A 23,741-nucleotide genomic window follows, 5' to 3' on the forward strand; every position below is an offset into this window, starting at 1 on the left:
ATAAAAAAAATACAAATGTTATCAATCACTGCTGGGGTTAATTTTTCTTGCTTGCTGTAGCTAGCCGACAGAGGCTGCGACTAATTAACCCCAGTATTGCTGTACTCTTTTAAAAGTGGATCAACTATAGCAGTACGTCCTCACAATAAAAAATGTTCATAAAAACTAGAATCTAGTCAACAAGGCGTAGCCAACCCGCTATGCCTTAGCAGGAGCACAAAAACGCTGATACAACAGCTCTAGTACGGCTAACGCATCATCACTAGCGATACTGTAATAAATTTGCTTGCCTTCACGGCGTGTGGTCACCAGCTCATCTTTACGCAAAATACCAAGCTGCTGCGATAAGCTTGGCTGACCAACGCCAACTAAGCTTTCAAGCTCGCTGACGCAGTACTCTCCTTGGGTCAACTGACACAGAAGTAACAGGCGATTAGGATGCGATAATGACTTGAGCAGTTGGCTGGCTTGCATCGATGCTTGTTGCATTTTTTCAGCAAGGTCTTTTGGCGTAAAGCCATCATTGCTGTCACTATTGGTATCAAATGTGCTCAATGCTGAAGTAGAGGTAATCAGAGCGAACTCCTTAGACAAGATATGAAGAAACAAGATATAAAGGATAAGATAAATAGAAAGTTTATAGATAAGCGTATAGGGTTAATTATCAGTGATATTGTGATATATAGCAATTTATCATTATTTACATTATATAAATTTATATATTACAAAATAATTGCTATATTGATATTCATAGCCAATTAATCAACTTATCTTAATTACGATAGATACCGCCCTATTATACGTAACAATTTATCGAAAATTAGAACATCCCTGGAAAAGTGGAGAGTAGCCATGCAAGTTCATTCATTCTTACATAGCGATACAGAAACCTATACTCATGTGCTTGCCGACGTTGAACAGCAAGTGTGTGCGATTATTGATCCCGTATTGGATTTTGATGCCAAGTCAGGACGTACTAGCACGACGAGCGTCGATGAGGTGGTTAAATTTGTCAAAGAACATGGATGGGAGCTGATCTATATCATCGAAACCCATGCACATGCTGATCATATATCGGCAGCTATTCATGTCAAAGAGACACTTGGCGGGCAGTTAGTCATCGGTCAGCACATCACTGAAGTACAAAAAATATTTAAGCAGATTTTTAACTTTGATAGCAGTTTTCGCACCGATGCCAGTCAGTTTGATGTTTTGACCGATGATGGCGATACTTTAGCGCTTGGTGCCATTACGATTACCGCTATGTATGTCCCCGGTCATACGCGTGCTGACATGGCTTATCTTGTCACTGACGATGAAAAAACCCTGATGTTTGTCGGTGATACTTTGTTTGCCCCTGATGTGGGTACGGCGCGCTGTGATTTTCCAGGCGGAGATGCCAAAACTCTATATCAGTCGATTACAAAACTGCTCGAATTGCCAGACGATACCATGATGTACCTGTGTCATGATTATCCAAGTAAAGGTCGCAAACATTGCCCAACCACGACGGTTGCCGCGCAGAAATTAGGCAATATCCATGTAAAAGATGGTATTAATGAAGCTGAGTTTGTAGAGATGCGTGAGCGCCGTGATGCCAATCTTGAGATGCCAAGGCTTATTATTCCAGCAGTACAAGTCAATATCGATGCCGGTCATTTCCCGAAACCTGAGGACAATGGTACACGTTATCTAAAAGTACCTATCAATATCCTTGGAGAGTAACTGTATGGAGACAAGATTGTGGTATATTTACTAGAAGCGGCTGAGCCGTGCAAATAAAAGTAAAAGAGCAAAAATACTAAAGTAGGAGATATAAAATGAGTGAGCCAAACTCTCACGTGGTATGTCCACATTGCCAAGCGACCAATCGCGTACCAGCGACCAAATTAACGGCAGCCGCAAAATGCGGTAAATGTGCTCAGCAGTTATTCACCGCTATTCCTCATGAGCTGAACGGGCAAACCGTTAATAAAGTCATCCAAAAAAATCAAGTGCTGACCATCGTTGATTTTTGGGCCAGTTGGTGTCAGCCTTGTCTTATGATGGCGCCAGAGTTTAAGACAGCTGCCAGCCAGTTACCGCAAGTCGTGTTTGCAAAGATACAAACCGATAAATATGAGCAAGCGGCAGCACCTTATAATATTCGCAGCTTACCTACAATGGTGGCATTTAAAAATGGTAAAGAGGTAGCGCGGCAGTCAGGTGCATTACCAAGCCACCAAATCGTACAATGGGTACAGAGCTTGAAGTAGTTATAATTGATCTATAGTTAAAATATCTCAAAAACGCTACAGTGCTGCTGATATAAATTTTTTGCAGCCTCTGTCTGCATAGGCACAGCAAGCAAGAAAAATGAATATCAGCAGTACTTGATGTATCGATATTACTTTTCCCTGACTATACATGCTCGCTAATAAGTTTGACTTTATTGAATCCAACAAAAAGCCAATACGTGTATCGCGTATTGGCTTTTTTATTCTGCTTAATAGATTAAAGCATTTTTAGTCTACTCACCATAAATCTTGATGCCATTGGCAAAGCTACAGCGCTGAATACGAGCGGATTGAACAATTGCATCACGTTCGCCGTACAGACGCGATAACTTGGCATCGCGAGCTTTAGTATTGTTGCTTTGACCAACCCCAAAGCTGATATTGGGGGATATGCCCCAGCGCCCTGCCGATATCCCAACACCAACGCCTGTCGATGCTAAGGTTGATTGCTCGTTGCGGGCAGCGTTTACGTAACTATTAACACGGACATACTCTTGATTTAGTGCTTGACAATCATAGCTCTGATAGGTGCTTGGCGGGATATATTGCGGCGTAATATTGCCCGTAGAAGCACAGCCTGAGAGACCAAAGATGCCAGCGGTTGCTAGTAGTGCTGTTACAGTAAAAGTTTTCATAGCGGCTCCAGTAGGCTAACATTGCGTTTTTATTTATTTAAGATAGCAAAAATAATCTGATTAAGATATTGAAAATACATAGAATATTTAGTCATCTTCATTGCAGAGATAGTTGTGCTTATCTATGCACTGATTAGAATAAGTTACCCGGTTTGGTAAAGGCAAGTATCACAATACCCACGTATGCTGCCCCAGCAATGAGAATACCGGTTTTTCTTTGACTGGCTGTTGCCGTATTATTAAAGGCTTTTATACTGGCGCTGATAGCAGCCACAAGCAAGATGATTTTGGCAAATACCCACTGTACAGGTGCATTGGCACTCATCAATTGCATCAGCATCCCAACGCCGGAAAGAATGATAACAGCGTAGAGGATATGCGACGATATCTTGACCACGCGCGGTGCTTGCTTGTTGGCGCTTAATACCAGATAGCTTTGATATAAAAACAGCACAATCAACAGCACAGCCATGAGCATATGTAAGTGTTTCATTGAATATAGTTTCCTTTAAAATTGCATTTTGTCATCTATAACGTCTAATAATTTATAAAAAATAAGCACCATTTAGCTTTATTCTTAGCCTTTATTCTGTCCAGCACATAACGGACTATCAGGGTTTTGACCTTGCCACTCTGTCGGTGTATAGGCGTGAATCGCCAACGCATGAATTTGACCACCTTTTGAGGTCAATAACGCATCTGCCAAATGATAAACCATTTGATGACGGGCAACCAAGCGCTTGCCTGTAAAGGCGTCACTGACCATGATAAGTTTAAAATGACTCTCTTTACCATCAAAGTAACCGGCATGATTCATGGATTCATTAACCAGTTGCATATGTAGCGGTTGTAATTCTTGCAGCTGATGACTAAGGGCGTCAGCAGTAGGGGTGATATTGGTAGTAGGGGTGATGGTAGTCATAACAATCCTTTATTCTATTACGCATGATTATCGTTAGACAATATATTGTCGCCATTATAGCAGACGCCGATAGTGAGTCTGCAGGGTATTAATGGACTGAATTCTATGAGTGACAGGTATAAAAAAGCAGAGCGCCACATGATGATGTAGGCTCTGCTTGTCTTAATTTATGATTATCTGCTTCAAAAGCTCTGCCTAACAAACACTCTTAACGACGTGCTCTTTGATAGAGAGGCATCACCTTTGGCATCAATGACTGCAACTCAGCGATACGATTGTTACTGCTTGGGTGAGTGCTTAAAAATTGTGGTGGCTCGCCTTGGCTGGCGCGCTGCATTTTTTGCCACAAGGTAATAGCGGCTTGTGGATTGTATCCTGCACGTGCCATTAGCTCAAGACCAATCTGATCCGCTTCAGCTTCTTGGGTACGACTGTGCGGACGGCTAAGACCTAAGTCTCCTGCAACGTTTGCAATTTGAGCTTGTCCTTGTGACAGACCAAAGATACTTGCTGCAACACCGATACCGGTCTGAGTCGCGTATTGGCGTGATAGACGTTCACGTGAATGCTCACGTAGGGCATGAGACATTTCATGACCCATAATCGCAGCGATTTCGTCATCAGTTAAATTCAGACGATCAATAATGCCTGTGTAAAACATAATTTTACCGCCCGGCATGACAAACGCATTCAGCTCGTTAGATTTAATCGTGTGTACTTCCCATGGCCATTTTGCAGCATCAGGGCGATAGACGCCAACTTGACCGACCAAACGATTAGAGATTTTTTTAAGGCGATTCAGCTGAGCGGTATTGGTATCAAGCAAACGGCGCGCTCTTGCTTCTTGTACCGTTTTATTATAGCTCTGCGCTGATAGCTGCAATACTTGCTCGCTCGATACCAATAGCAGCTGCTGACGATCAACGCCGACCGCACCCGTACTGGTTGTGCTAGTACAGCCTGTTAGTGCCAGTGCTGACAATGAAGCCGCCATGACTGTCGTGGTAAGTAATTTTTTCATAGTAAAGGTCCTCGCTATAAGAATAAGTGGGAAAATAAAAGTAAATAAAATCAATGTTGATAGAGTAGAGGCAAGGGAAGCTTATTATTGACGTTCTACTACCTTCTCACAATCTACTAAAACAGTGAAATTCTACCTGAACCGTTCTTGTGCATAAGTATAATTATGTTAACTGTTGAAAACCAATAGAGCAAAAGTAACAATACAAGGTAGGATTGTAAGTGACACCACTGCATAATATAGTCAGTTCAAAATAAAAGCGCTACGATTGTAATAATATGCTATTGGCTATAAACTTTTTGCAGCCTCTGTCACGCCTGCGAACAGCAAGCAAGAAAAAATTATAGCCAATAGCACTGTATCGTTTTAAAAATGGATCAACTATATGCTGATAGTATGGTTCAGCAAAGATACACTAGGCTAAAGAGCGAAGTAGGCCAATGATTTATAAAAATAATTGCGTATTGACGATTAAAAAATAAACCATAAAATCAATTATATGTGAGCATTACTGTTTTAATAAAAGCCTAAAAGTAGCAACACTGTTGAAAAATTTAAAAAAACCTGTTGACACGCTCAGGATATTTGCTAAAATAGCCAGCCTATCGAGACGTAGTAGTAAATGACTTACGAATTGATTCAGCGGGAATAGCTCAGTGGTAGAGCATAACCTTGCCAAGGTTGGGGTCGAGAGTTCGAATCTCTTTTCCCGCTCCAAATATGGCTTGAAAAAGCACTAAAGCCTCACTTCTTATAATAAGAAGTGAGGCTTTTTTTATGGGTTAATCTAAGTGTCTAAAATTTGAGTTAACAATCAGTTAGCAGTATATGCAGCTCATGGCAATGCCTATAGTGGCACGATAATCGGTCAACTATAAATCATTACAAAAAGTGCATGAACCTAGCACATTAAAACAAGCCATCCCACGCATAATTATTTCTAGTCAGCGCGGCGATTACAATCGCATTGAAAATGGTTATATTGGCAACTGCTTAATCTTAAGATTAATGCATGTATTAGCTAGCTACTTTCAGTACCTATCTATAGTTACAGTATCTTAAAAACGCTACAGTGCTGCTGGTATAAATTTTTTGCAGCCTCTGTCTGCGTAGGCACAGCAAGCAAGAAAAATTAATATCAGCAGTACTTGATGTATCGATATTACTTTTCCCTGACTATATTAGTACTTATCTATTCAATAGTGCTGTAAATGAGCTGAGCACAATTATACTAAGGAATCATTATGCAAGAATTTCAACATAAAGCGTTTAACGAACTATTCGATTTGTCAGGTAAAGTTGCCATTGTGACGGGCGGTGCAAATGGCATCGGTAAAGCCACGGCGCTACGTTTGGCAGAAGCGGGTGCTAACATTGCCATTGCCGATTTAAAACTTGAAGATGCACGAGCAGCGGTAAAAGATATTGAGGCGCTTGGTGTCAAAGCGCTTGCCGTAGAATGTAATATTTTAAAAGATGATGATTTGGTCGCTATGGTCGATAAAGTGGTCGCTGAGTTTGGGTCTGTGAACGTCTTAATCAACAATGCAGGCGGCGGTGGCGGCGGTCGTGAAAACCCAGATACAGCATCGGTCGATGACATTCGCCGTGATTTTGAATTAAACGTCTTTAGTGGTTGGCGCTTGAGTCAATTGTGCGCGCCGCATATGAAAGCGTCAGGGTATGGCTCGATTGTATTTACCACTTCGATGTCAAGTATCAATAAAAGCCCAAATATGAGTGGCTATGCAGGCTCCAAAGCGGCGGTCAATCACATGGTGGCAAACTTAGCCCATGATTTTGGTCCTGAAGTGCGTGTCAATGCGGTCGGTCCAGGGGCGACGCGTACTGATGCTTTAAAAACAGTACTAACGCCAGAGATTGAGAAGAAAATGTTAGCAAATACGCCTATTAAACGTCTAGGTGAAGCTGATGATATCGCCGGTGCTATGTTGTATTTTGCTGCGCCGATATCGACTTGGGTGAGCGGTCAGACCATATTTGTGAATGGCGGTGGTGTGCAGACTTTGGATTAATAGACAGTAGCTTTTACGATATAGGTGATCCACTTTTAAAAGAGTACAGAACTATTGGGATTAATTATTCGCAGCCTCTGTCGGCTAGCTACAGCAAGCAAGAAAAATTAACCCCAGTAGTGCTTTATAACATTTGTATTTCTTTTATTTAGGACTGACTATAGTAACGGCACTTAATAAGAGATTGGGTGCCGTTTCTTTATTGTATAAACGCAACTTTTGACGTATCCCTTTTATTTAGAATTGGCTATATTAAAAATATAGAAAAAAATAGTTTAGAAAATAACATTAAAAATAATATCGACTCTCATTATTTAATTTAGCTATGATTCACTGGCGCGCTTACGACCCATTAAGCTATTGGCAACCCATGCTGGACCAATCAGCAAGAATTTTAAATCTTCAAAAAAAGACGGTTTTTTACCTTCGATTTTATGACCGATAAACTGTCCAATCCATGCGACCACAAAGAGGGATGCCCAAACTTTAAAACCCCAAGGCAATAACGCCATTACTGAAATACAGATTAAGATAAACATGGCCATCGCCATAAATAGTGGCGTCGATAAGCGCATATAAAATAACAGTACCAAGGCGCTCATTATCAAGGTAAACCAGACAGATAGCGACATTCCCATCCCGAGTAAACTGACAAAAATAGCCGGAACACAAAGCCAATGGATTTTTTTATTGATAAGGTTTTGATGACTGACCGAGTACTCACTGAGCCATTGCTCAAGCGTGCGTTTGGACATTCGTGGTTGACGATTACGAGACATACTAACCTCCCTGTTAGTAAATGAATGGCTGATAATAGATAAAAAACTGATCTACTTGCAACTACCAGTTGTAGCACTAATCGGAGCAATCCGCCATTTTATCTGTTAGACCGTAGAGTCAAATACTCTAATCTAAAATGTAAAATCTAAAATTCTTTCATTTACTCAAGCTGAAGTGCCACACTATTTTTCATATAGAATCGGCCTATTGCTCTTTATTTTCTGATGTGTATTGGTGTCTCTATCGATTCTTGCTCACTGCGATACCATTCATAGAGCCCGACAAACGAGTTTACTTGATAAACCATGGTCTGAATGGCAAAGATATAATTGCCAGACATGAGGTTTACGGTCAGCCAGACGAAGTTGGACAAAATCCATAACCACCAGTTAAAAGAATAACGCAGAATCATTGCTGCCTGAGCGGTGATAGAAAGCACAAAGGCGATGACGTTAATCCAAAAGAAAGAGATAAGGCCCAAAAATTTACTATTATCATCTTCAACGACAGCATAACCATAGCTTGCCAATAGATTATTAACCGTTGGAAATAATGCCAGTCCAATCACCATAAAGCTAATGGTCAGTAGCCAAATCCATTTGCTCGCAGATTTGGGTACCATATCACCATCGGCATCGGTATGCTTTGACCAATAAAAAATACCATAAACGTGGGTAAAGAAATTGAACAATGGCGCAAGCATCAGACCGACAGCGCCAGAGGTCGCTTGTACAACGACTTCACCAGCTGTCGCGCCCATACCAAAGCCATTACCTAAGATATTTTTTCGAAAGGACAGCGACACGACACATACCAGTCCAATGAAAGACACGCCTAAGTAAAACCAATCGAGCGTCGTATGTTCGGTGGTCAGCCAAAATCCTGCAGATAGAGCAAGCACGCCGAAAACGAACCAAATGACAATCCATTGTATGGCCCATTTTCCAGTGATATTGTCTAGTAGCTGAATGCGCATAGCGTTATATTCCTAAAATAAATAATGGTGTCAGAAAGGTTTTTTCATTGGGAGATGGCTATCTATTACCGCTGTTGACCATAAACATACTGGTCGATGAATAATAACGCCTGCTGATAGCGCGCATCATAATCTGGCTGATCAATCATATGCGGCTCGATATAATGACGGGCAAAAATATCCAATAGCCGCTGCTCAAAACGACTACGTGCTTCAGGTGTGCCCAAAGAGCGCATGCCATCGTCAACCCATGGCGTATTGTTATCGAGCATAATCGTATGGTCTAAACGAAACTCATCAATACAAGCCGCCATAAAAGGGTGGCTGCGACCTTCGTATTCCTCACAAAATGCTTGGGTTGTCACAAAATCGGTATCAATAATCGTTACGGGCGCTGTGGCGGCGCTTTTAGCATCACGAATGGCTTGCGCATGGTGCAGGGCAATGGGACCGTAATCACTGTATTGTAGCCCAATTTCGGTGCCGCCCAAATCTGTAACGACATAAACCCGCCCCATCTCAAGCGCAAAACTGGCACCGTAATAATTGGCAAGTTTGTGTACCAGTGTGGTCTTACCTGAGCTTTCTCCGCCGACGATAGCAACCGTCTTAGTATAGTCACTGCGTGCTTGTGGATGTAGCGCTGACCAATGGGCGACCGGATTGCGTGCAATAGCATAAGAGTCAAATTCAGGCTGTAATGTGGTCGTAACTATCTGCATGGTTAGCTGCTTACAAAAAGCAGACTGTGCCAATGGATGATTCTGTGCGACAAATAATACGGTTTTGGCTGGTAAATTTAACGCCTCTGCTAGACGTTTCAGCTTGGCATTGCTGACAGTAATATCAATGGTCACATCGGCGAAGCTTTCATGTACTGGCAGCTCAATCTCATCAGTGGTATGAATATGAACAAAAGGCAAATCTGCACATGCCATCTGCAACCAGCGTGCTTTATCTTGCAAAGTAATTTTAAAATCTGGATGTGGTGAAGGATGCGCCATGATGACGATATGTAAGGTTTTTGCTTGTCCTGCTGCGTCCAATATACTGCGCATGTGTCCTAAATGTAGCGGCTCAAAATGCCCAATCATCAATCCTGACTCGTACATAGCTGTCCTTATTTACATTTACTGAGTGCAATTTATTTTTAGTGGTCTAGAGTTTTCGGTATTTATGAGCATGGTATAAAGGTTTTCGATGACTTACCCGTAGATTATTGTAAATTGGCGTTATTTCATAGCGTATAGTCAAAATATCTTAAAAACGCTACGGTACTGCGGGTACAAATTTTTTGCAGCCTCTGTCTGCGTAGGCACAGCAAGCAAGAAAAATTGATACCAGCAGTACCTAATGTGTCGATATTACTTTTCATGACATATTTTTTAACAAAATCATGATTTATGTGTTTATCACATTTGCGTTTTATCAGACTGTGGCTCTTATAAATAACCCATCATTTTTAAGATGGAATAATAGAGTCTAAGCGTTTGGTTTAATGAGAGAATATCCTATATGTAACAAAATTTGTAATATGCGAGAAACAAAGCTATCTCCGAAACATTTTGAAATAACTATTTAAAATCAGGGGTTTACGAGAGTTAATGAGAGGTTAGGGTAAGCTTAAGTAGCATAAACTCACAAAGTACGTCTATATACTCAACAGATAGAATATAAATGCTTGCTATAATAATTTATAAGTTCAAAGGTAAGCACAAGACAGCTTTAACGTCTTCAGAATAAAATAATAAAGCCGTTTATAAGAACCGTACTAAAATAAATATAAAAAGAGGTATTTGATTTGGCTAAGTTAGCAAAATTACATCGTTCACAGAACAATCGCATGATTGCGGGCGTGATGGGCGGCATTGCAGAATATGTCGGCTGGTCACCAACGTGGGTAAGGTTACTGTTTTTTATTGTTTCAACCTTGAGTGCAGGAGTACCTGGTATTTTGATTTATATCATTTTATGGATCATCATGCCAAAAGCGACCAACCAATCGTATCAATAAAGTTGAGATAAGTATGAATGAATTTAGGTTTTTCCAAAGCAATCAATTCTAAAAAGCTAAGTTCTAAAAAGCTAAGTTTGAAAAATAAGGCAATAAAAAAATAAAAGCCGACTAAAAAACAAAAAGCCTGATCAATCAGGATGCCAAAGACATACCTTTCCTCCTGCCCGAATGCTCACGCATTTGGGTATTTTTTTATTTGCACTATTGGTGTTTGCGATATCAGAATTTACCCATAAATGAGTCATAACGCTGGCTATTTTTGCATGCTGGCTATTTTTGCATATTGGCACTCCTATATAAGTCAGATACCGTATCAGGCTCGCTTATTTTGCTATACGTATAGTTAAAATACTCTAAAAACGCTACGGTACTGTGGGTACAAATTTTTTGCAGCCTCTGTCTGCATGGGCACAGCAAGCAAGAAAAATTGATACCAGCAGTACATAATGTGTCGATGTTACTTTTCACTGACTATAGTACTTTCATTCGCCTTTCTGGTATCTAAATTATCTTGAACCGACCATACGATATAAATTTAGTTCAGGTAGATATAGATAAAATAGTCAATTTTTAGTAAGGTAAGCAGGCAAAAGCTAAGCAGGCAAATAGCCTCGTTGCCTTGTAGGCGATACGAGCGCCATCAAAGATTTATTTTATAACACTCATTCACAGTGGCTTTATTATGACAACCCAAACTATGGCGTCTCAAACTATGACATCCCACGCGAAGCACGCCGAACCGATGACCTTTCAAGATTTGATCTTAACGTTACAAAATTATTGGGCCGACAAGGGCTGCGTTATCTTGCAGCCTTATGATATGGAAGTTGGCGCAGGCACCTTTCATACGGCGACTTTTTTGCGCTCATTAGGTCCTGAGCGCTGGAATGCGGCTTATGTACAGCCATCGCGTCGCCCAACCGATGGTCGTTATGGTGATAACCCAAATCGCTTGCAACATTATTATCAATTTCAAGTCGTGCTAAAGCCCAATCCACCCAATATCCAAGAGCTATACTTAGACTCGCTAAGAGCCATTGGCATTGATCCATTGGTGCATGATGTACGTTTTGTTGAAGATAACTGGGAGTCGCCAACGCTAGGAGCGTGGGGTCTTGGCTGGGAGATTTGGCTAAACGGTATGGAAGTAACGCAGTTTACCTACTTCCAGCAAGTGGGCGGTATTGAGTGTTTCCCCGTGACCGGCGAGATTACCTATGGTCTTGAGCGTCTAGCGATGTATGTACAAGGCGTCGATAGCGTTTATGATTTGGTCTGGGCAGATGGTGAGTTTGGTCGCGTCACTTACGGCGATGTCTTCCATCAAAACGAAGTTGAGCAATCTACTTATAACTTTGAGCACGCCGATGTGCCGATGATGGGGCAGATGTTTGATTTTTATGAGCAGCAAGCGGATAAGCTGGTTGAAGCTGGCTTACCATTGCCAGCTTACGAGATGGTACTAAAAGCCTCGCATGCCTTTAACTTACTTGATGCACGCGGTGCGATTTCAGTGACCGAACGTCAGCGTTTCATCCTACGCGTACGTACTCTGGCACGTAAGGTTGCCTTTGGTTATGTTGAAGCACGCGCCAAGCTAGGCTTCCCACTGGCGGACGAGGCCCATCGTCAAGCGGCGCTTGATAAGTATTTGCCAAAAGAAGAAACCGTTGAGAGTACAGAAAGCAAGCAAGCTACCGATGACAGTCAATCTACTAATAACAATAAATAGGAGCATCCCATGAGTACCATTTTATTTGAACTGGGGTGTGAAGAGCTACCTCCAAAAAGCCTAAAACCTCTACGTGATGCGCTACAAGCCAGTGTTATTGAGCAGTTGACGGAAGCTGATATTACCTTTGATAGCATCAAAGCCTTTGCAGCATCGCGTCGTTTAGCGATACAGATTGAAGGTATTAGCGCTAAGCAGCCGGATCGCACTGAAGAAAAACGTGGTCCTGCGATTAAAGCGGCATTCGATGCTGATGGTAATCCAACGCGCGCTGCAATGGGATTTGCAAAAGGCTTAGGTATTGAAGCAAGCGAGCTGAGCACCATCAATACTGATAAAGGTGATTATATCGGTTATGTGCAGACTATTCAGGGGCAGGCGACCACTGAGCTGTTACCTGCGATATTCCAAACCGCACTTGATAATCTGCCAATTGCTAAACGTATGCGTTCAGGCGCGAGCCGCAATGAATTCGTGCGTCCAGTACAGTGGGCAGTATTGATGCAAGATGATGCTGTCATCGATGCGACTATCCAAGGTCATGAGACAGGCAATAAAACGCGTGGTCATCGCTTTCACAGCCCTGAATATTATACTATTACGCATGCCAACGATTATGAGCAACTGCTTGATGGTTTAAAAGTGGTGGTAGATTTTGATAAACGTCAAATGCTGATTAAAAATCAAGTTAAAGCATTATCAGATGAAGTAAACTCGGACGCTATTGTACCGCAGAGTTTGTTAGATGAAGTTACCGCCTTGGTTGATTTCCCCATTGCCCTGCGTGCCAGCTTTGAGGCGCGCTTTTTACAAGTACCACAAGAAGCGCTTATCTCTACCATGCAAGCGGATCAAAAATATTTTTGCTTAACGGATAAAGCAGGTAAATTGCAGCCTTATTTTATTTTTATCACCAACATTGAATCGAAAGACCCCAATCAAATTATTGAAGGCAATGAGAAGGTTGTGCGTCCGCGCTTAGCTGATGCAGAGTTTTTCTTTTTACAAGATCAAAAACAGCCATTATTTGCACTGACAGAAAGTCTCAAAACTCGCGTCTTCCAAGATAAGCTGGGTACGATTTGGGAAAAATCTGAGCGTATTGCCAAGCTTGCGGCCTTTATCGCGGCGTTAATGCAGCAGCAAGGGCAAGAGATCGATATCGATGAAACGGTGCGTGCGGGGATTTTGTCCAAAGCAGATTTGGCAAGCTCACTGGTCGGTGAGTATCCTGAATTGCAAGGCATTGCAGGCACGTATTATGCGCGTCTGAATAATGAGCCTGAAGCGGTTGCAGCAAGTCTAGAAGAGCAATATCTGCCCAAGTTCAGCGGCGATGTATTGCCACAGACAGCGGTTGGGATTTGCTTAGCATTGGCGGATCGCTTAGATACACTAGTGGGCATTTTTGCCATTGGTCAAGCGCCGACTGGCTCAAAAGATCCGTTCAGCTTACGTCGTTCAGCGATTGGTATTTTGCGTATTTTAATCGAGAAGCAGTTGCCGATTAATCTGGTAGCGTTGGTCGAGCAAGCGATTAAAGGCTATAGCTCTAGCGATAGTAGAAAGATTGACAAGATGGGCGATACGTTTACTCAAGTGATGGCGTTCTTAAACTCGCGCTATCGTGCGATGTATACCGAGCAAGGCGTTAGCGTTGATACTATTCAAGCAGTACAGGCGATTAATCCACATATGCCACTTGATTTTGATCAGCGTATTCGTGCAGTACAAACATTTAGCGAATTGCCACAAGCGTCGATGTTAGCAGATTCAAACAAGCGAGTTGCCAATATTTTGGCGAAATCTGAAGGCGCGGTAGCTGATGATGTCAAAGCATCATTACTGACTGAAGATGCTGAAAGGTCTCTATATCAAACTGTGCAACAAGCGCAATTGGATGTCACCCCATTACTTGAGCAAGCTGACTATACGCAAGTATTGCAGACGCTTATTAGCTTAGATGAGCCATTGACGCAATTCTTTGATAATGTGATGGTCAATAGTGAAGATGTAGCGCTCAAAGCCAATCGCTTAGCACTGCTCAAACGAGTGCGAGCCTTGTTCTTGACGGTTGCTGATATTAGTGAGTTGCAATTATAATATTGTGAGCATAGTTGTCACATCATGCAATTTTAAAAAAACTGGCTCACTGTAGCCAGTTTTTTATATGACTATTCTGAAGTGTTGAGTTTATAATGTATTCAGCCATATTTGAAGGAGTTCTGCCGTGTCAGCTGTTATTATCATCATCCTCATTATCTGGGCTTCGATGTGGGGATTCTATAAGTTTATGTACCCGCGCGCGCCCAAAAGCATGATGCCAAAAAAAGGTGATGTCATTACACCGCGTCAGTGTGACTTTTGTGGCAATAGCTTGGCTGAGTATCGCGGCGTGCTTGAAAACGATGTGAACGCTAAAACGATTGATGTCAGCGGCGATACTGATCCCAACATAGCGGCAGAGAGTATGGATAAATCAGCATCTGGCGAGCTGTTCTTTTGCAATTATGAACACCAAGCAGATTTTCATGCAGGCAAAACGTATCAATAAGAAGTATAAAATAGACTTATCTATTGACCATAAAAAACGCTTAGTTTATAAAACTAAGCGTTTGATGTATTTATAAGCATCAACAACAGCGTTGGTTTATAAAATAGAATGAGCGTCTTGGATGACTTTATTCAGTAGAGCTACAGATTGCTTGTCCTGCTGCCCGCGATCTTCTTCATTTCTTTCATGAGTTTGGATTTTCTCATATAAATCTAAGCAGCATAGTACCAATAAGCTTTCTTGGCTAAGGCTTGGTGCATCTCTCTTTAAATTTAGCGCATAGTCATTGATATAAGAAACTGCTGAACGTAACTCTTCTTGCTCATGTACTGGGCAATAAATTGGATAAGTCACCCCTGCTATCGCAATATCGACTTTTTTAATTTGTGGTTCCGGTGCGCTATGCACTTTAGTGGCAGCGCTGCTTTGCGTATTTGCATTATTTGATGCAGTACTTTGTGCTTGAGGTTCAGTTTTTTGTGCCTGACTGTTTTTTACTTGATTGGTTTCTACTTGAGCGTTTTTTACTGGACTGGTTTGCGACTGTTTTTCTGTGGTTTTGTTATGGTTGTCGGTCATGATAAATCCTACAATGTCTGGTCAATAAAGTGGAAGAGGGATGCTGTCATCGTGAGCGTTTGTGAGCTTCATTAACGAAAATAGTGCTAACTTTCGATTATAAGCGACTACTGGCTTTCTGTTTGATCAATACGGGTTAAGCGTTGCAATACCACTTGTGTACGCTCAGCTGCCAATTCATTTTTCTTTTTTAAGTCGCTGTTTTGCTGCTTGATATCGCTATACTGCTGCTTTAATTCATTATTATGCTGTTTTAGGTCATGATTTTGTTGTTGCAGATGCTCAATTTGCTTGTGTAATTTATCTTGCTCTTCGCCTATCATATGGTGCGCTTCAGCTAAGCTTTGATAGCGCTTATCGAGATCATGAAATTGTTTTTTGACACCATCGCGTTCTGTATAGCTGCCATCAAGTTTGGTTTTTAGGGCGCTAAGCTCTTTTGGATCGGTAAGAGGTTGTTGCTTGAGGCTGCTAAGTTCAGCACTGACAAGCTGATACTGTTTTTTGATGTCGAGTATCATTTTTTCTAATATTCTAAGTTGGTCATACATAGTCAGTTTTTATCCTTAACAAATAAGCGTGAATGAATGTTGTTGTCTGCGTTTAATAATGCCATAGGTGACCGCATAATATCTATACCAACAAAGTAATTACCAGCAGTGGGCTTGATCTCTTTGCTTTTATGAATCGCTGCTTTTTCAAGAACATCGTGCTACGTTTATTCTTATTTTATAAGCAATCATGAACCATCAATTATTAACTATGAATTATTAGGACATCTATTATGAATGACAATATCTCTGGCTGGAATACGTGGCTAAAGGCTTTTGACGACTGGACTGATGTGTCTATCAGTGAGGTGCATGGCCTAATGACGGGGCTAATGACTGCTTGCGACGCACCTGATGAGCAGGTATGGGCCAAGGTGTTTGAAGAGCTGAGTTTTGCGCCACTACCTGACGAAGCGTTGACCTTGCTGACCGAAGAAGCCGAAGACACCGTATTTCAGCTAAAAGACAAAGACGATGCTTATTCTTACACGCCATTAGTACCCGATGATGAACATGATTTATACGAGCGCGTGATGGCATTGAAACAGTGGGCAAATGGTTTCATGACAGGTTTCGGTATCACTGATTGTCGTCTGAGCAGTGAAGAAAACGAGATGCTTACTGATTTGGCAAAAATTGGTGGTATTCGTTTAGAAGATGATGAAGATTTTGAAGGCGGCGAAGAGTCTTATTTGTACATTTATGAGTTTGCCCGTATGGTACCAGTGAGCTTTGCCACTCGTCAGCGTAAGCCTGTCAAAGACATTGCGCTAATTGCGGGTCTTGCTATCGATGCCAAAACCACCAAAGAGCTGCAAACTGAAGGTAAGGCTTCTAATACTAAGCCAAAACCGATGCCACCTGTTATTGATGTGATGAATCAAAACCATCCATCGTAAGTCAGATCCGTCATAAAGGGTTTGATAGGATATGATGTACTATAGTTGATCTGGTTTTAGAAGGGTACAGCACTACTGGGGTTAGTTATTCGCAGCCTCTGGCGGCTAGCTACAGCAAGCAAGAAAAATCGACCCCAGTCGTGATTGATAATATTTGTATTTCTTTTATTTATGACTGATTATATAGTGAGTTTATTACAAAAGTGTTATAGCGCTATTGGTATGAATTTTACGCAGCCTCTGGGAACGCAGCACGCCAGTAAAATTTATACCAATAGCGCGTTTAAATTTTCATAACATTTTTGTTTTCATCTGACTATATATAGCCTAACAAGGATGGTGATTTGCCATAAGACAATAAAAGGGTGACTGAGATGATAACTGACAATGATATGATTCATTTGCGCCGCTCTATTGAGCTTGCTACCGAGGCTCTAGAGGCGGGTGATGAGCCATTTGGGAGTGTATTGGTCTCTGGTGATGGTCAAGTGTTGCATGAAGACCGTAACCGCGCCAATAGCGTCGATGCTACTTATCACCCTGAGATTGCTGTTGCCCAATGGGCAGCAAAGCACATGACGGCAGAAACGCGTGCGCAAGCAGTGGTTTATACCTCAGGTGAGCATTGCGCCATGTGCTCAGCGGCTCATGCGTGGGCAGGGCTTGGTCGCATTGTGTATGTTAGCTCATCAAAACAGTTGGATGAATGGATGCAGGAGATGGGTGTAAAATCTTCATCACCAATCAATTCATTGAGTATTCAAGAGGTAGCACCAAATGTGCCAGTTGAAGGTCCGATTGCTGGATTAGATGCAGAAGTAAAAGCGCTGCAACAACGTGCATTTCAAAGACGCTAAGGCTCTTTTTATCTTTATCGTATTAAGGATTTTTTATGACTGTATCAACTCGTACTGATGGCTTATCTCACGCTGTAATGGATACTGATTATCCATTGAATAGCATTGACTGGCTCACAAGGCTGATAGCCTTTGATACGGTCAGTCGTCATTCAAATTTAGCATTGATTGAAGACGTGCAACGCTATTGTGAGCAATTAGGCTTAACCGTAGATTTGACCTTTAATGATGCCAAAAATAAAGCCAATTTATTTGTCACCGTAGCAGCAGGTGGCAATGCTAATAACAGTGCTAATATCGTCAATCATGGTTTGGTGCTATCTGGTCATACTGATGTGGTGCCAGTTGATGGTCAAGAGTGGACGTCTGAGCCTTTTGCGGCGACGATTCGCGGTGACAAACTATACGGACGCGGTGCTTGCGATATGAAAGGCTTTATTGCGTGTGCGCTGACACTATTGCCAAAAGCGGTGAAGCTGTCTAACGCAGGTCAGCTGCGTCGTCCCTTACATTTGGCGTTATCCTTTGATGAAGAGGTTGGCTGTCTAGGTGCACCCTTAATTTTGGCAGACTTAAAAGCTCGCGGTATTACCCCTGATTATTGTATCGTTGGTGAGCCGACCAATATGACGATGGTCGTGGCGCATAAAGGCATTGCCGTTTATCGCTGCCGCGTCCACGGAAAATCAGCACACTCATCATTGACAGCGACAGGTGTGAATGCCATCAGTTATGCCAGCCGCTTAATTGGTTACGTTGATAGTTTAGCAGAAGAAATTAGCCATCGTGATGACAACGACGCGCTGTTTGATGTTCCGTATTCAACATTGTCTGTGGGCACGATACAAGGTGGTACAGCGACGAATATCGTGCCCAATCTGTGCGAGTTCACCTTTGATTATCGCAACTTGCCGCATATGACACAGGATGATATTCTGCTACCGATTCAAGCAAAAGTCGCAGAATTAAGCGCACAAATGCAAGCGCGCGCTGCCGATACCGGCATTGAGCTGATGCAAGAAGAAAGCGTACCGGCAATGACAGATGATGAGAGCAGCGAGCTACAAGCGCTAATAGCCGCACTGACAGGCGAGAGCAAACGCCATAAAGTTGCTTACGCCACAGAAGGCGGGCAGTTTACGAATAGCGGTATCCCAACGATTATCTGTGGTCCCGGTAGTATTGAGCAGGCACATAAAGCCGATGAATATGTCGAGTTAATTGAGATTGAGCACTGTGATAGCTTTTTACAGCGTTTATTAGAAAGTTGTACTACGGATAAATAAACCGCGAGGCTTAGGTCTTTGTATAACAAACACCGTCTTTATGGCGGTGTTTGTTTTTTTAGTGATGTATTTGGTTCAAAATAAAAAAGCAGGGGTTAGGTGATGTCTTCGCATCTATAGTTAACATATCTCAAAAACGCTACAGTGCTGCTGGTATAAATTTTTTGCAGCCTCTGTCTGCGTAGGCACAGCAAGCAAGAAAAATTAATATCAGCAGTACTTGATGTATCGATATTGCTTTTCCCTGACTATATTTGCGGTATATTTTGCAAGTACGTTTTTTATCTCAGCGACACCAGGTCCGAATATGTTAGTGGCATTTCAATATGGCATCAATTACGGGGTCAAGCGGACATTATAGACGCTAGCAGGTCTCAGCCTTGGGCTGTTTTATTTGCACCAATGATTAAGCTAAAACTGCTTCAATCTCGCCTTTTACCATGTGCGGACTCACAAAGTCAGTGATGCGTACGCTCACAATTTTACCCAACATCTCATCCATTTTATCAACATCGTAAGGGAACATGACCGTACGGGTATTGTCTGCTGTACCAATTAGACAATCAGGATGACGATTGGCAACTTGCTCAACTAAGACGCGAGTTGTAGTGCCAACCATCTCATGGGTTTTAGCAAGCGTTGAGTCAATAATCACTTTTTGGAATTCTGCCAAGCGCTCTTTCTTAGTTTTGAAACTCACATCGTCCGGCAGTTCTGCTGCTGGTGTACCCGGACGCTTAGAGTAGATAAAGCTATAAGAGTGATCGAAGTTTAACTCTTTTGCCAAGTTCAACGTATCTTGAAAATCTTGCTCAGTCTCACCGGGGAAGCCAATAATAAAGTCACTAGATAAGTGAATATCAGGACGTATGGCTTTGAGCTTATTGATCTGATTGATATAAACATCAATGGTATGGTTGCGCTTCATTGCTGCCAATATCGCATTTGAGCCGCTTTGCACGGGCAGATGCAAGTGTGATACCAGCTCTGGCAATTGCGCATAAGCGTCAATGATGTCGTCGGTGAATTCTAGCGGATGGCTGGTGGTATAACGAATACGCTCAACGCCATCGACGTGTGAGACATAGTGTAAGAGTTCTGCGAAACGGCAAATACTGCCATCGTCTTTTTCGCCGCGATAGCCGTTGACGTTTTGACCAAGTAGGTTGATTTCACGCACACCTTGCGCCGCTAAGCTATCAATCTCAGCCAATACATCGTCCAGTGGACGTGATAATTCTTCACCGCGGGTATAAGGCACGACGCAAAACGAGCAATACTTTGAGCAGCCTTCCATGATAGAAACAAAGGCTTTAAATCCTTCTACTCTTGGTTCTGGTAAAAAATCAAACTTTTCGATACTGGGGAAAGATACGTCCACTGTACCAATACGGTTTTTTGGCGCAATCTCACGTTGCTCGTGCGACTGGTCATACAATTCTGGTAAACGGTGCAAGGTTTGTGGACCGAATACCATATCGACATAAGGCGCGCGCTTTTGGATATTATCGCCTTCTTGTGAAGCGACACAGCCGCCAACACCGATGACAAGGTCAGGGCGTTTTTCTTTGAGTTTGCGCCAGCGACCCAATTCTGAAAAAACTTTTTCTTGGGCTTTTTCGCGAATAGAGCAAGTATTCATCAGCAGTACATCGGCTTCGTCGATATTATGCGTCACTTCCATGCCATGTGAGTCGCCAAGGACATCGAGCATTTTGCCCGAGTCATAGACATTCATCTGACAGCCTTGGGTGGTTATAAATACTTTTTTATTTGCAGCTTTTACAGGTGCTTGAGCTGAACTTAGTTCATTGAGTGCGGTGACGGCAGCAATGTCAGAGGCAGCAGCGTCATCGATACGGGGATTGAATACAGTAACACTCATAAGGATAAGTCCATGATTGACCAAAAATATAGCGGGCTAGCCGATTAACAGGTGGCATATTTTATCACAACCCTGCGCTAATGTGAAAAGTTAGCGTCTGCTCATTATTATAAGTAAGTTCAATTATTTATAATAGTATCAATTGCTTATCGGTAATCATGTTGTTATAACGAAGATGCATAATGATTGATGCCGATTTGTGCGCAATAACACCTTCGTGTTACGCGGTGCTCTCCAATTTATTAATGAAAAGTAAAGCTTATCGTTGAAAGTGCAACGAGTATAGTATGATGAATGTCACCTTATTAGCGTCATTGAATAAATGCCGATTTCTATCTGTCTAAAATATCGATTTAGACGTGTATTTTTTAAACCGATATTTTAGAATCGTTTGATTAGAATCACTTTTTTAAAAGCCTTTTTAGAATATTATTTAAGACACATTATATAAGACCCACTATAAAAGAGAGTCAGTATGAAAAAGCCGCAGGTTGCTCCTGATATGATTGACAAAAACACCTATCAAAATAATACGCAAAAGAGGTCTAAAGTAATGACACTCAAAAAAAGCGCACTGAGCTTGGCAACGGCAGTCGGTGTCTTGGGCTTTTCGCAAGTGGCCTGTGCAGAATTGACATGGGGTGAGAGCGGCAGTTCTGAGCAACAAGGCAAGTATCAAGTAGAGCGCTATCAGCCTGATGGTTACCAGCCAAATAGTCAGCAAAGCAGTTCTCAGCAAAGTACTTTTCAACAAAATAATGCTTATCAAAACAGTGCTTATCAACCAGACAATGGGGTGGGTTCATTCACCGCAGCAGCCATTGCGGCAGAGCGCGGTGATGTCAATGCGCTTTATGATTATGAGCAAGCGATGAGCGGTGGCTTATTTGCCATGTATCCTACTTACTGGCGGATGAATGTAGATTTGAATTCGCAAAGCCCTGCGGCAGTGTCGCAGTTTGTGCGCCAATATCCAGATACGGTCATGGCAGAAAAGCTAGCGGCTGATTTTGCTGAAACCAAAGCGGGTTCAAATGATTATGCTGCTGTGCGCCAAGTGGCAAATCTGATCACCAATGCCGATGACAGTGAGAAATGTGCCGTTGCGCTTGGGTTTAATAATGGCGGCGATACCATGCGCGCTATGGCGGCCAAGTCTGATGTCTGGCTGACCACCAAAAAACAGCCAGCTCTATGTGATCAGCTAGCGCTTGAGATGAATAACAATGCTTTGATTAGCAATTCAGAGAGAGTCTCTCGCCTCAAGCGTATGCTACGTAAAGGCAAAACCGGCGATATCATGGCGTTATCTTCGCGCTTAGGTATGCCCATTCCTTATGCGTCATTGAGTGAGATTCAGCTCAATCCTTCATCGTTCTTTAGTCGTTTTGCCCGTGAGCCTGCCAGCCAAACCAATCAATATCTGTATCTTTATGCGATGGGACGTGTTGCCGAAAAGTCTTATCGTGAGGCGGCGTTGCAGTTAGAGTTTGATATCAAGCAAGACAATCAGCGTTCAGCCAAATTATTAACCGATGATACTCGCCGCGCAGCTTATCGTACTCTTGGTGTACAGCGCATGAATCACAATACCGATGATGGCTTTAACGTTGAAGCCGTCGACTGGTTCCGTAATAGCTTAGACAATGACTTTAGTCTTGAAGAAGCCGAATATTATGCCATGGCAGCGATTCGTTTTAGTCGCTGGGATGATGTGGTCGAAGCCATCTCAAGAATGGATGCCGAAACCCAAAAAGCCAATCAATGGCAATATTGGCTGGCGCGCGCTTATGAGCAGTCAAATGATGGCAGCAAGCGTAATACTGCTAAGAAAATGTATCAAAATCTCGCCAAAAGTAATGAGTATTATGGTCTGATGGCAAAAGAAAAAGTGGGTCAACGTTTTGATGCCAGCCGTTTGGGCGGTAGTAACTTACCTAATGTCAGTAGCGCGGATCGGGCGCGCGTCATGCAAAATCCACATTTTGCCCGTGCATTTGCGTTATATAACGCTGATGCCAGCCGTGCTTATGCCAATCGTGAGTGGAACTGGGCAATCAAAAAAGCACGTGACAACCGTGATGAAAAATTAATTATTGCCGCAGCGCGTCAAGCCTATGATATGGGTTGGCTCGACCGTGCGATATATGCCATTGACAATACCGACAACGTCAATAGCCTTGCGATATCACATCCGATGCCGCACCAAGATGCTGTGGTACGCTACAGTCAGTCTGCCGGTATTGATCCTGCTTGGGCATATGGCATTATGCGTCAAGAGAGCCGATTTGTAGCCTCTGCACGCTCGAATGTTGGGGCAAGTGGATTGATGCAAGTCATGCCCGATACCGCAAAATATATCGCTCGTAATTTGGGTGAGACCTACAGCGCAAGCCGTGCCAATAGCGGCGATACCAATATCCGTTATGGTACATGGTATATGGGTGATATCTTTGGCAAGCTAAACAGTCAGCCTGTATTGGCAACAGCGGGCTACAATGCTGGTCCAAACAATGCCAAGCGTTGGCAGCCAACCTATGGCTCACTGGCAGCGGATCAGTACGTTGAGTCCATTGCTTTTCCTGAAACCCGTAATTACGTCAAACACGTGATGGAAAATGCCACCATCTACAGCAGCTTATTGGGTAATGGTCAGCCAATCACTCAGCGTATGGGCACTGTACCTGCTGCATTTTGATTTGAGTAATAGTAAAAAACCATTAACAATAAAAGGT

Annotated in this window: 22 protein-coding genes and 1 tRNA gene; 12 read left to right on the forward strand and 11 right to left on the reverse strand. The window is 42.5% G+C overall.

What is annotated here, in order from left to right; genetic code table 11:
* Positions 1–198: 198 nt before the first annotated feature.
* Positions 199–609, reverse strand: coding sequence for an ArsR/SmtB family transcription factor (locus JMW90_RS05260; RefSeq protein ID WP_379607700.1), 411 nt, complete (start codon positions 607–609; stop codon positions 199–201).
* A 243-nt stretch (positions 610–852) separates the two neighbouring features.
* Here JMW90_RS05260 and JMW90_RS05265 point away from each other — a divergent pair, with 243 nt between their 5' ends.
* Complete coding sequence (locus JMW90_RS05265) at positions 853–1,725, forward strand: MBL fold metallo-hydrolase (RefSeq protein ID WP_201562018.1); 873 nt, start codon at positions 853–855, stop codon at positions 1,723–1,725.
* A gap of 95 nt (positions 1,726–1,820) precedes the next feature.
* Entirely contained in the window at positions 1,821–2,255 is a 435-nt protein-coding gene (gene trxC / locus JMW90_RS05270; protein ID WP_201562019.1) for a thioredoxin TrxC, read from the forward strand.
* Positions 2,256–2,509: 254 nt separating this feature from the next.
* On the opposite strand, the gene JMW90_RS05275 is transcribed toward trxC, so the two are convergent.
* The 4 genes from JMW90_RS05275 to JMW90_RS05290 form a co-directional block, all read right to left on the reverse strand.
* Entirely contained in the window at positions 2,510–2,911 is a 402-nt protein-coding gene (locus tag JMW90_RS05275) for a hypothetical protein (RefSeq protein WP_201562020.1), read from the reverse strand.
* 133 nt (positions 2,912–3,044) lie between these two features.
* On the reverse strand, positions 3,045–3,404 hold the full coding sequence (locus JMW90_RS05280) for a SirB2 family protein (RefSeq protein ID WP_201562021.1): 360 nt from the start codon (positions 3,402–3,404) through the stop codon (positions 3,045–3,047).
* 84 nt (positions 3,405–3,488) lie between these two features.
* Positions 3,489–3,833, reverse strand: a complete 345-nt coding sequence (locus JMW90_RS05285; RefSeq protein ID WP_201562022.1) for a BolA family protein — start codon at positions 3,831–3,833, stop codon at positions 3,489–3,491.
* A gap of 208 nt (positions 3,834–4,041) precedes the next feature.
* Complete coding sequence (locus JMW90_RS05290) at positions 4,042–4,854, reverse strand: M48 family metallopeptidase (RefSeq protein ID WP_201562023.1); 813 nt, start codon at positions 4,852–4,854, stop codon at positions 4,042–4,044.
* 642 nt (positions 4,855–5,496) lie between these two features.
* Between JMW90_RS05290 and JMW90_RS05295 the strand changes: the two genes are divergently transcribed.
* Together JMW90_RS05295 and JMW90_RS05300 are read left to right on the forward strand one after the other, a co-directional pair.
* Positions 5,497–5,571 (forward strand) — tRNA-Gly (locus JMW90_RS05295).
* Positions 5,572–6,098: 527 nt separating this feature from the next.
* Complete coding sequence (locus tag JMW90_RS05300) at positions 6,099–6,890, forward strand: glucose 1-dehydrogenase (protein WP_201562024.1); 792 nt, start codon at positions 6,099–6,101, stop codon at positions 6,888–6,890.
* 323 nt (positions 6,891–7,213) lie between these two features.
* On the opposite strand, the gene JMW90_RS05305 is transcribed toward JMW90_RS05300, so the two are convergent.
* The 3 genes from JMW90_RS05305 to nadR form a co-directional block, all read right to left on the reverse strand.
* On the reverse strand, positions 7,214–7,669 hold the full coding sequence (locus tag JMW90_RS05305; protein WP_201562025.1) for an Mpo1 family 2-hydroxy fatty acid dioxygenase: 456 nt from the start codon (positions 7,667–7,669) through the stop codon (positions 7,214–7,216).
* 215 nt (positions 7,670–7,884) lie between these two features.
* Complete coding sequence (gene pnuC / locus JMW90_RS05310; protein ID WP_201562026.1) at positions 7,885–8,646, reverse strand: nicotinamide riboside transporter PnuC; 762 nt, start codon at positions 8,644–8,646, stop codon at positions 7,885–7,887.
* Positions 8,647–8,711: 65 nt separating this feature from the next.
* Positions 8,712–9,758: a multifunctional transcriptional regulator/nicotinamide-nucleotide adenylyltransferase/ribosylnicotinamide kinase NadR gene (nadR, locus tag JMW90_RS05315; RefSeq protein WP_201562027.1), complete on the reverse strand. Its 1,047-nt coding sequence runs from the start codon at positions 9,756–9,758 to the stop codon at positions 8,712–8,714.
* A gap of 689 nt (positions 9,759–10,447) precedes the next feature.
* Between nadR and JMW90_RS05320 the strand changes: the two genes are divergently transcribed.
* The 4 genes from JMW90_RS05320 (at position 10,448) to JMW90_RS05335 (ending at position 14,949) form a co-directional block, all read left to right on the forward strand.
* Complete coding sequence (locus JMW90_RS05320) at positions 10,448–10,660, forward strand: PspC domain-containing protein (protein ID WP_201562028.1); 213 nt, start codon at positions 10,448–10,450, stop codon at positions 10,658–10,660.
* 745 nt (positions 10,661–11,405) lie between these two features.
* Positions 11,406–12,395 carry a glycine--tRNA ligase subunit alpha gene (gene glyQ / locus JMW90_RS05325; RefSeq protein WP_201562088.1) on the forward strand — a complete coding sequence of 330 codons (990 nt, stop codon included), beginning with the start codon at positions 11,406–11,408 and terminating at the stop codon, positions 12,393–12,395.
* A 9-nt stretch (positions 12,396–12,404) separates the two neighbouring features.
* On the forward strand, positions 12,405–14,498 hold the full coding sequence (glyS, locus tag JMW90_RS05330) for a glycine--tRNA ligase subunit beta (protein ID WP_201562029.1): 2,094 nt from the start codon (positions 12,405–12,407) through the stop codon (positions 14,496–14,498).
* A 127-nt stretch (positions 14,499–14,625) separates the two neighbouring features.
* Positions 14,626–14,949: a hypothetical protein gene (locus tag JMW90_RS05335; protein ID WP_379607706.1), complete on the forward strand. Its 324-nt coding sequence runs from the start codon at positions 14,626–14,628 to the stop codon at positions 14,947–14,949.
* A gap of 96 nt (positions 14,950–15,045) precedes the next feature.
* Here JMW90_RS05335 and JMW90_RS05340 read toward each other — a convergent pair whose 3' ends face one another.
* On the reverse strand, positions 15,046–15,528 hold the full coding sequence (locus JMW90_RS05340; RefSeq protein ID WP_201562030.1) for a cell division protein ZapA: 483 nt from the start codon (positions 15,526–15,528) through the stop codon (positions 15,046–15,048).
* A 107-nt stretch (positions 15,529–15,635) separates the two neighbouring features.
* Positions 15,636–16,079 carry a hypothetical protein gene (locus tag JMW90_RS05345; protein WP_201562031.1) on the reverse strand — a complete coding sequence of 148 codons (444 nt, stop codon included), beginning with the start codon at positions 16,077–16,079 and terminating at the stop codon, positions 15,636–15,638.
* A 233-nt stretch (positions 16,080–16,312) separates the two neighbouring features.
* Between JMW90_RS05345 and JMW90_RS05350 the strand changes: the two genes are divergently transcribed.
* The 3 genes from JMW90_RS05350 to argE all read left to right on the forward strand — a co-directional run bounded on the left by JMW90_RS05350 (position 16,313) and on the right by argE (position 19,121).
* Positions 16,313–16,978: a UPF0149 family protein gene (locus tag JMW90_RS05350; RefSeq protein ID WP_201562032.1), complete on the forward strand. Its 666-nt coding sequence runs from the start codon at positions 16,313–16,315 to the stop codon at positions 16,976–16,978.
* A 374-nt stretch (positions 16,979–17,352) separates the two neighbouring features.
* A complete protein-coding gene (locus JMW90_RS05355; RefSeq protein ID WP_201562033.1) occupies positions 17,353–17,835 on the forward strand; it encodes a nucleoside deaminase in 483 nt (160 codons plus the stop codon).
* 35 nt (positions 17,836–17,870) lie between these two features.
* Positions 17,871–19,121, forward strand: coding sequence for an acetylornithine deacetylase (argE, locus tag JMW90_RS05360; RefSeq protein WP_201562034.1), 1,251 nt, complete (start codon positions 17,871–17,873; stop codon positions 19,119–19,121).
* Between the two features lie 406 nt (positions 19,122–19,527).
* Here argE and miaB read toward each other — a convergent pair whose 3' ends face one another.
* Complete coding sequence (gene miaB / locus JMW90_RS05365) at positions 19,528–21,006, reverse strand: tRNA (N6-isopentenyl adenosine(37)-C2)-methylthiotransferase MiaB (protein WP_201562035.1); 1,479 nt, start codon at positions 21,004–21,006, stop codon at positions 19,528–19,530.
* Between the two features lie 475 nt (positions 21,007–21,481).
* Between miaB and JMW90_RS05370 the strand changes: the two genes are divergently transcribed.
* Complete coding sequence (locus tag JMW90_RS05370) at positions 21,482–23,704, forward strand: lytic transglycosylase domain-containing protein (RefSeq protein ID WP_201562036.1); 2,223 nt, start codon at positions 21,482–21,484, stop codon at positions 23,702–23,704.
* Positions 23,705–23,741 lie beyond the last annotated feature (37 nt).

Origin of the sequence: Psychrobacter glacincola, assembly GCF_904846215.1 — a bacterium.
Taxonomy (GTDB): Bacteria; Pseudomonadota; Gammaproteobacteria; order Pseudomonadales; family Moraxellaceae; genus Psychrobacter; species Psychrobacter glacincola.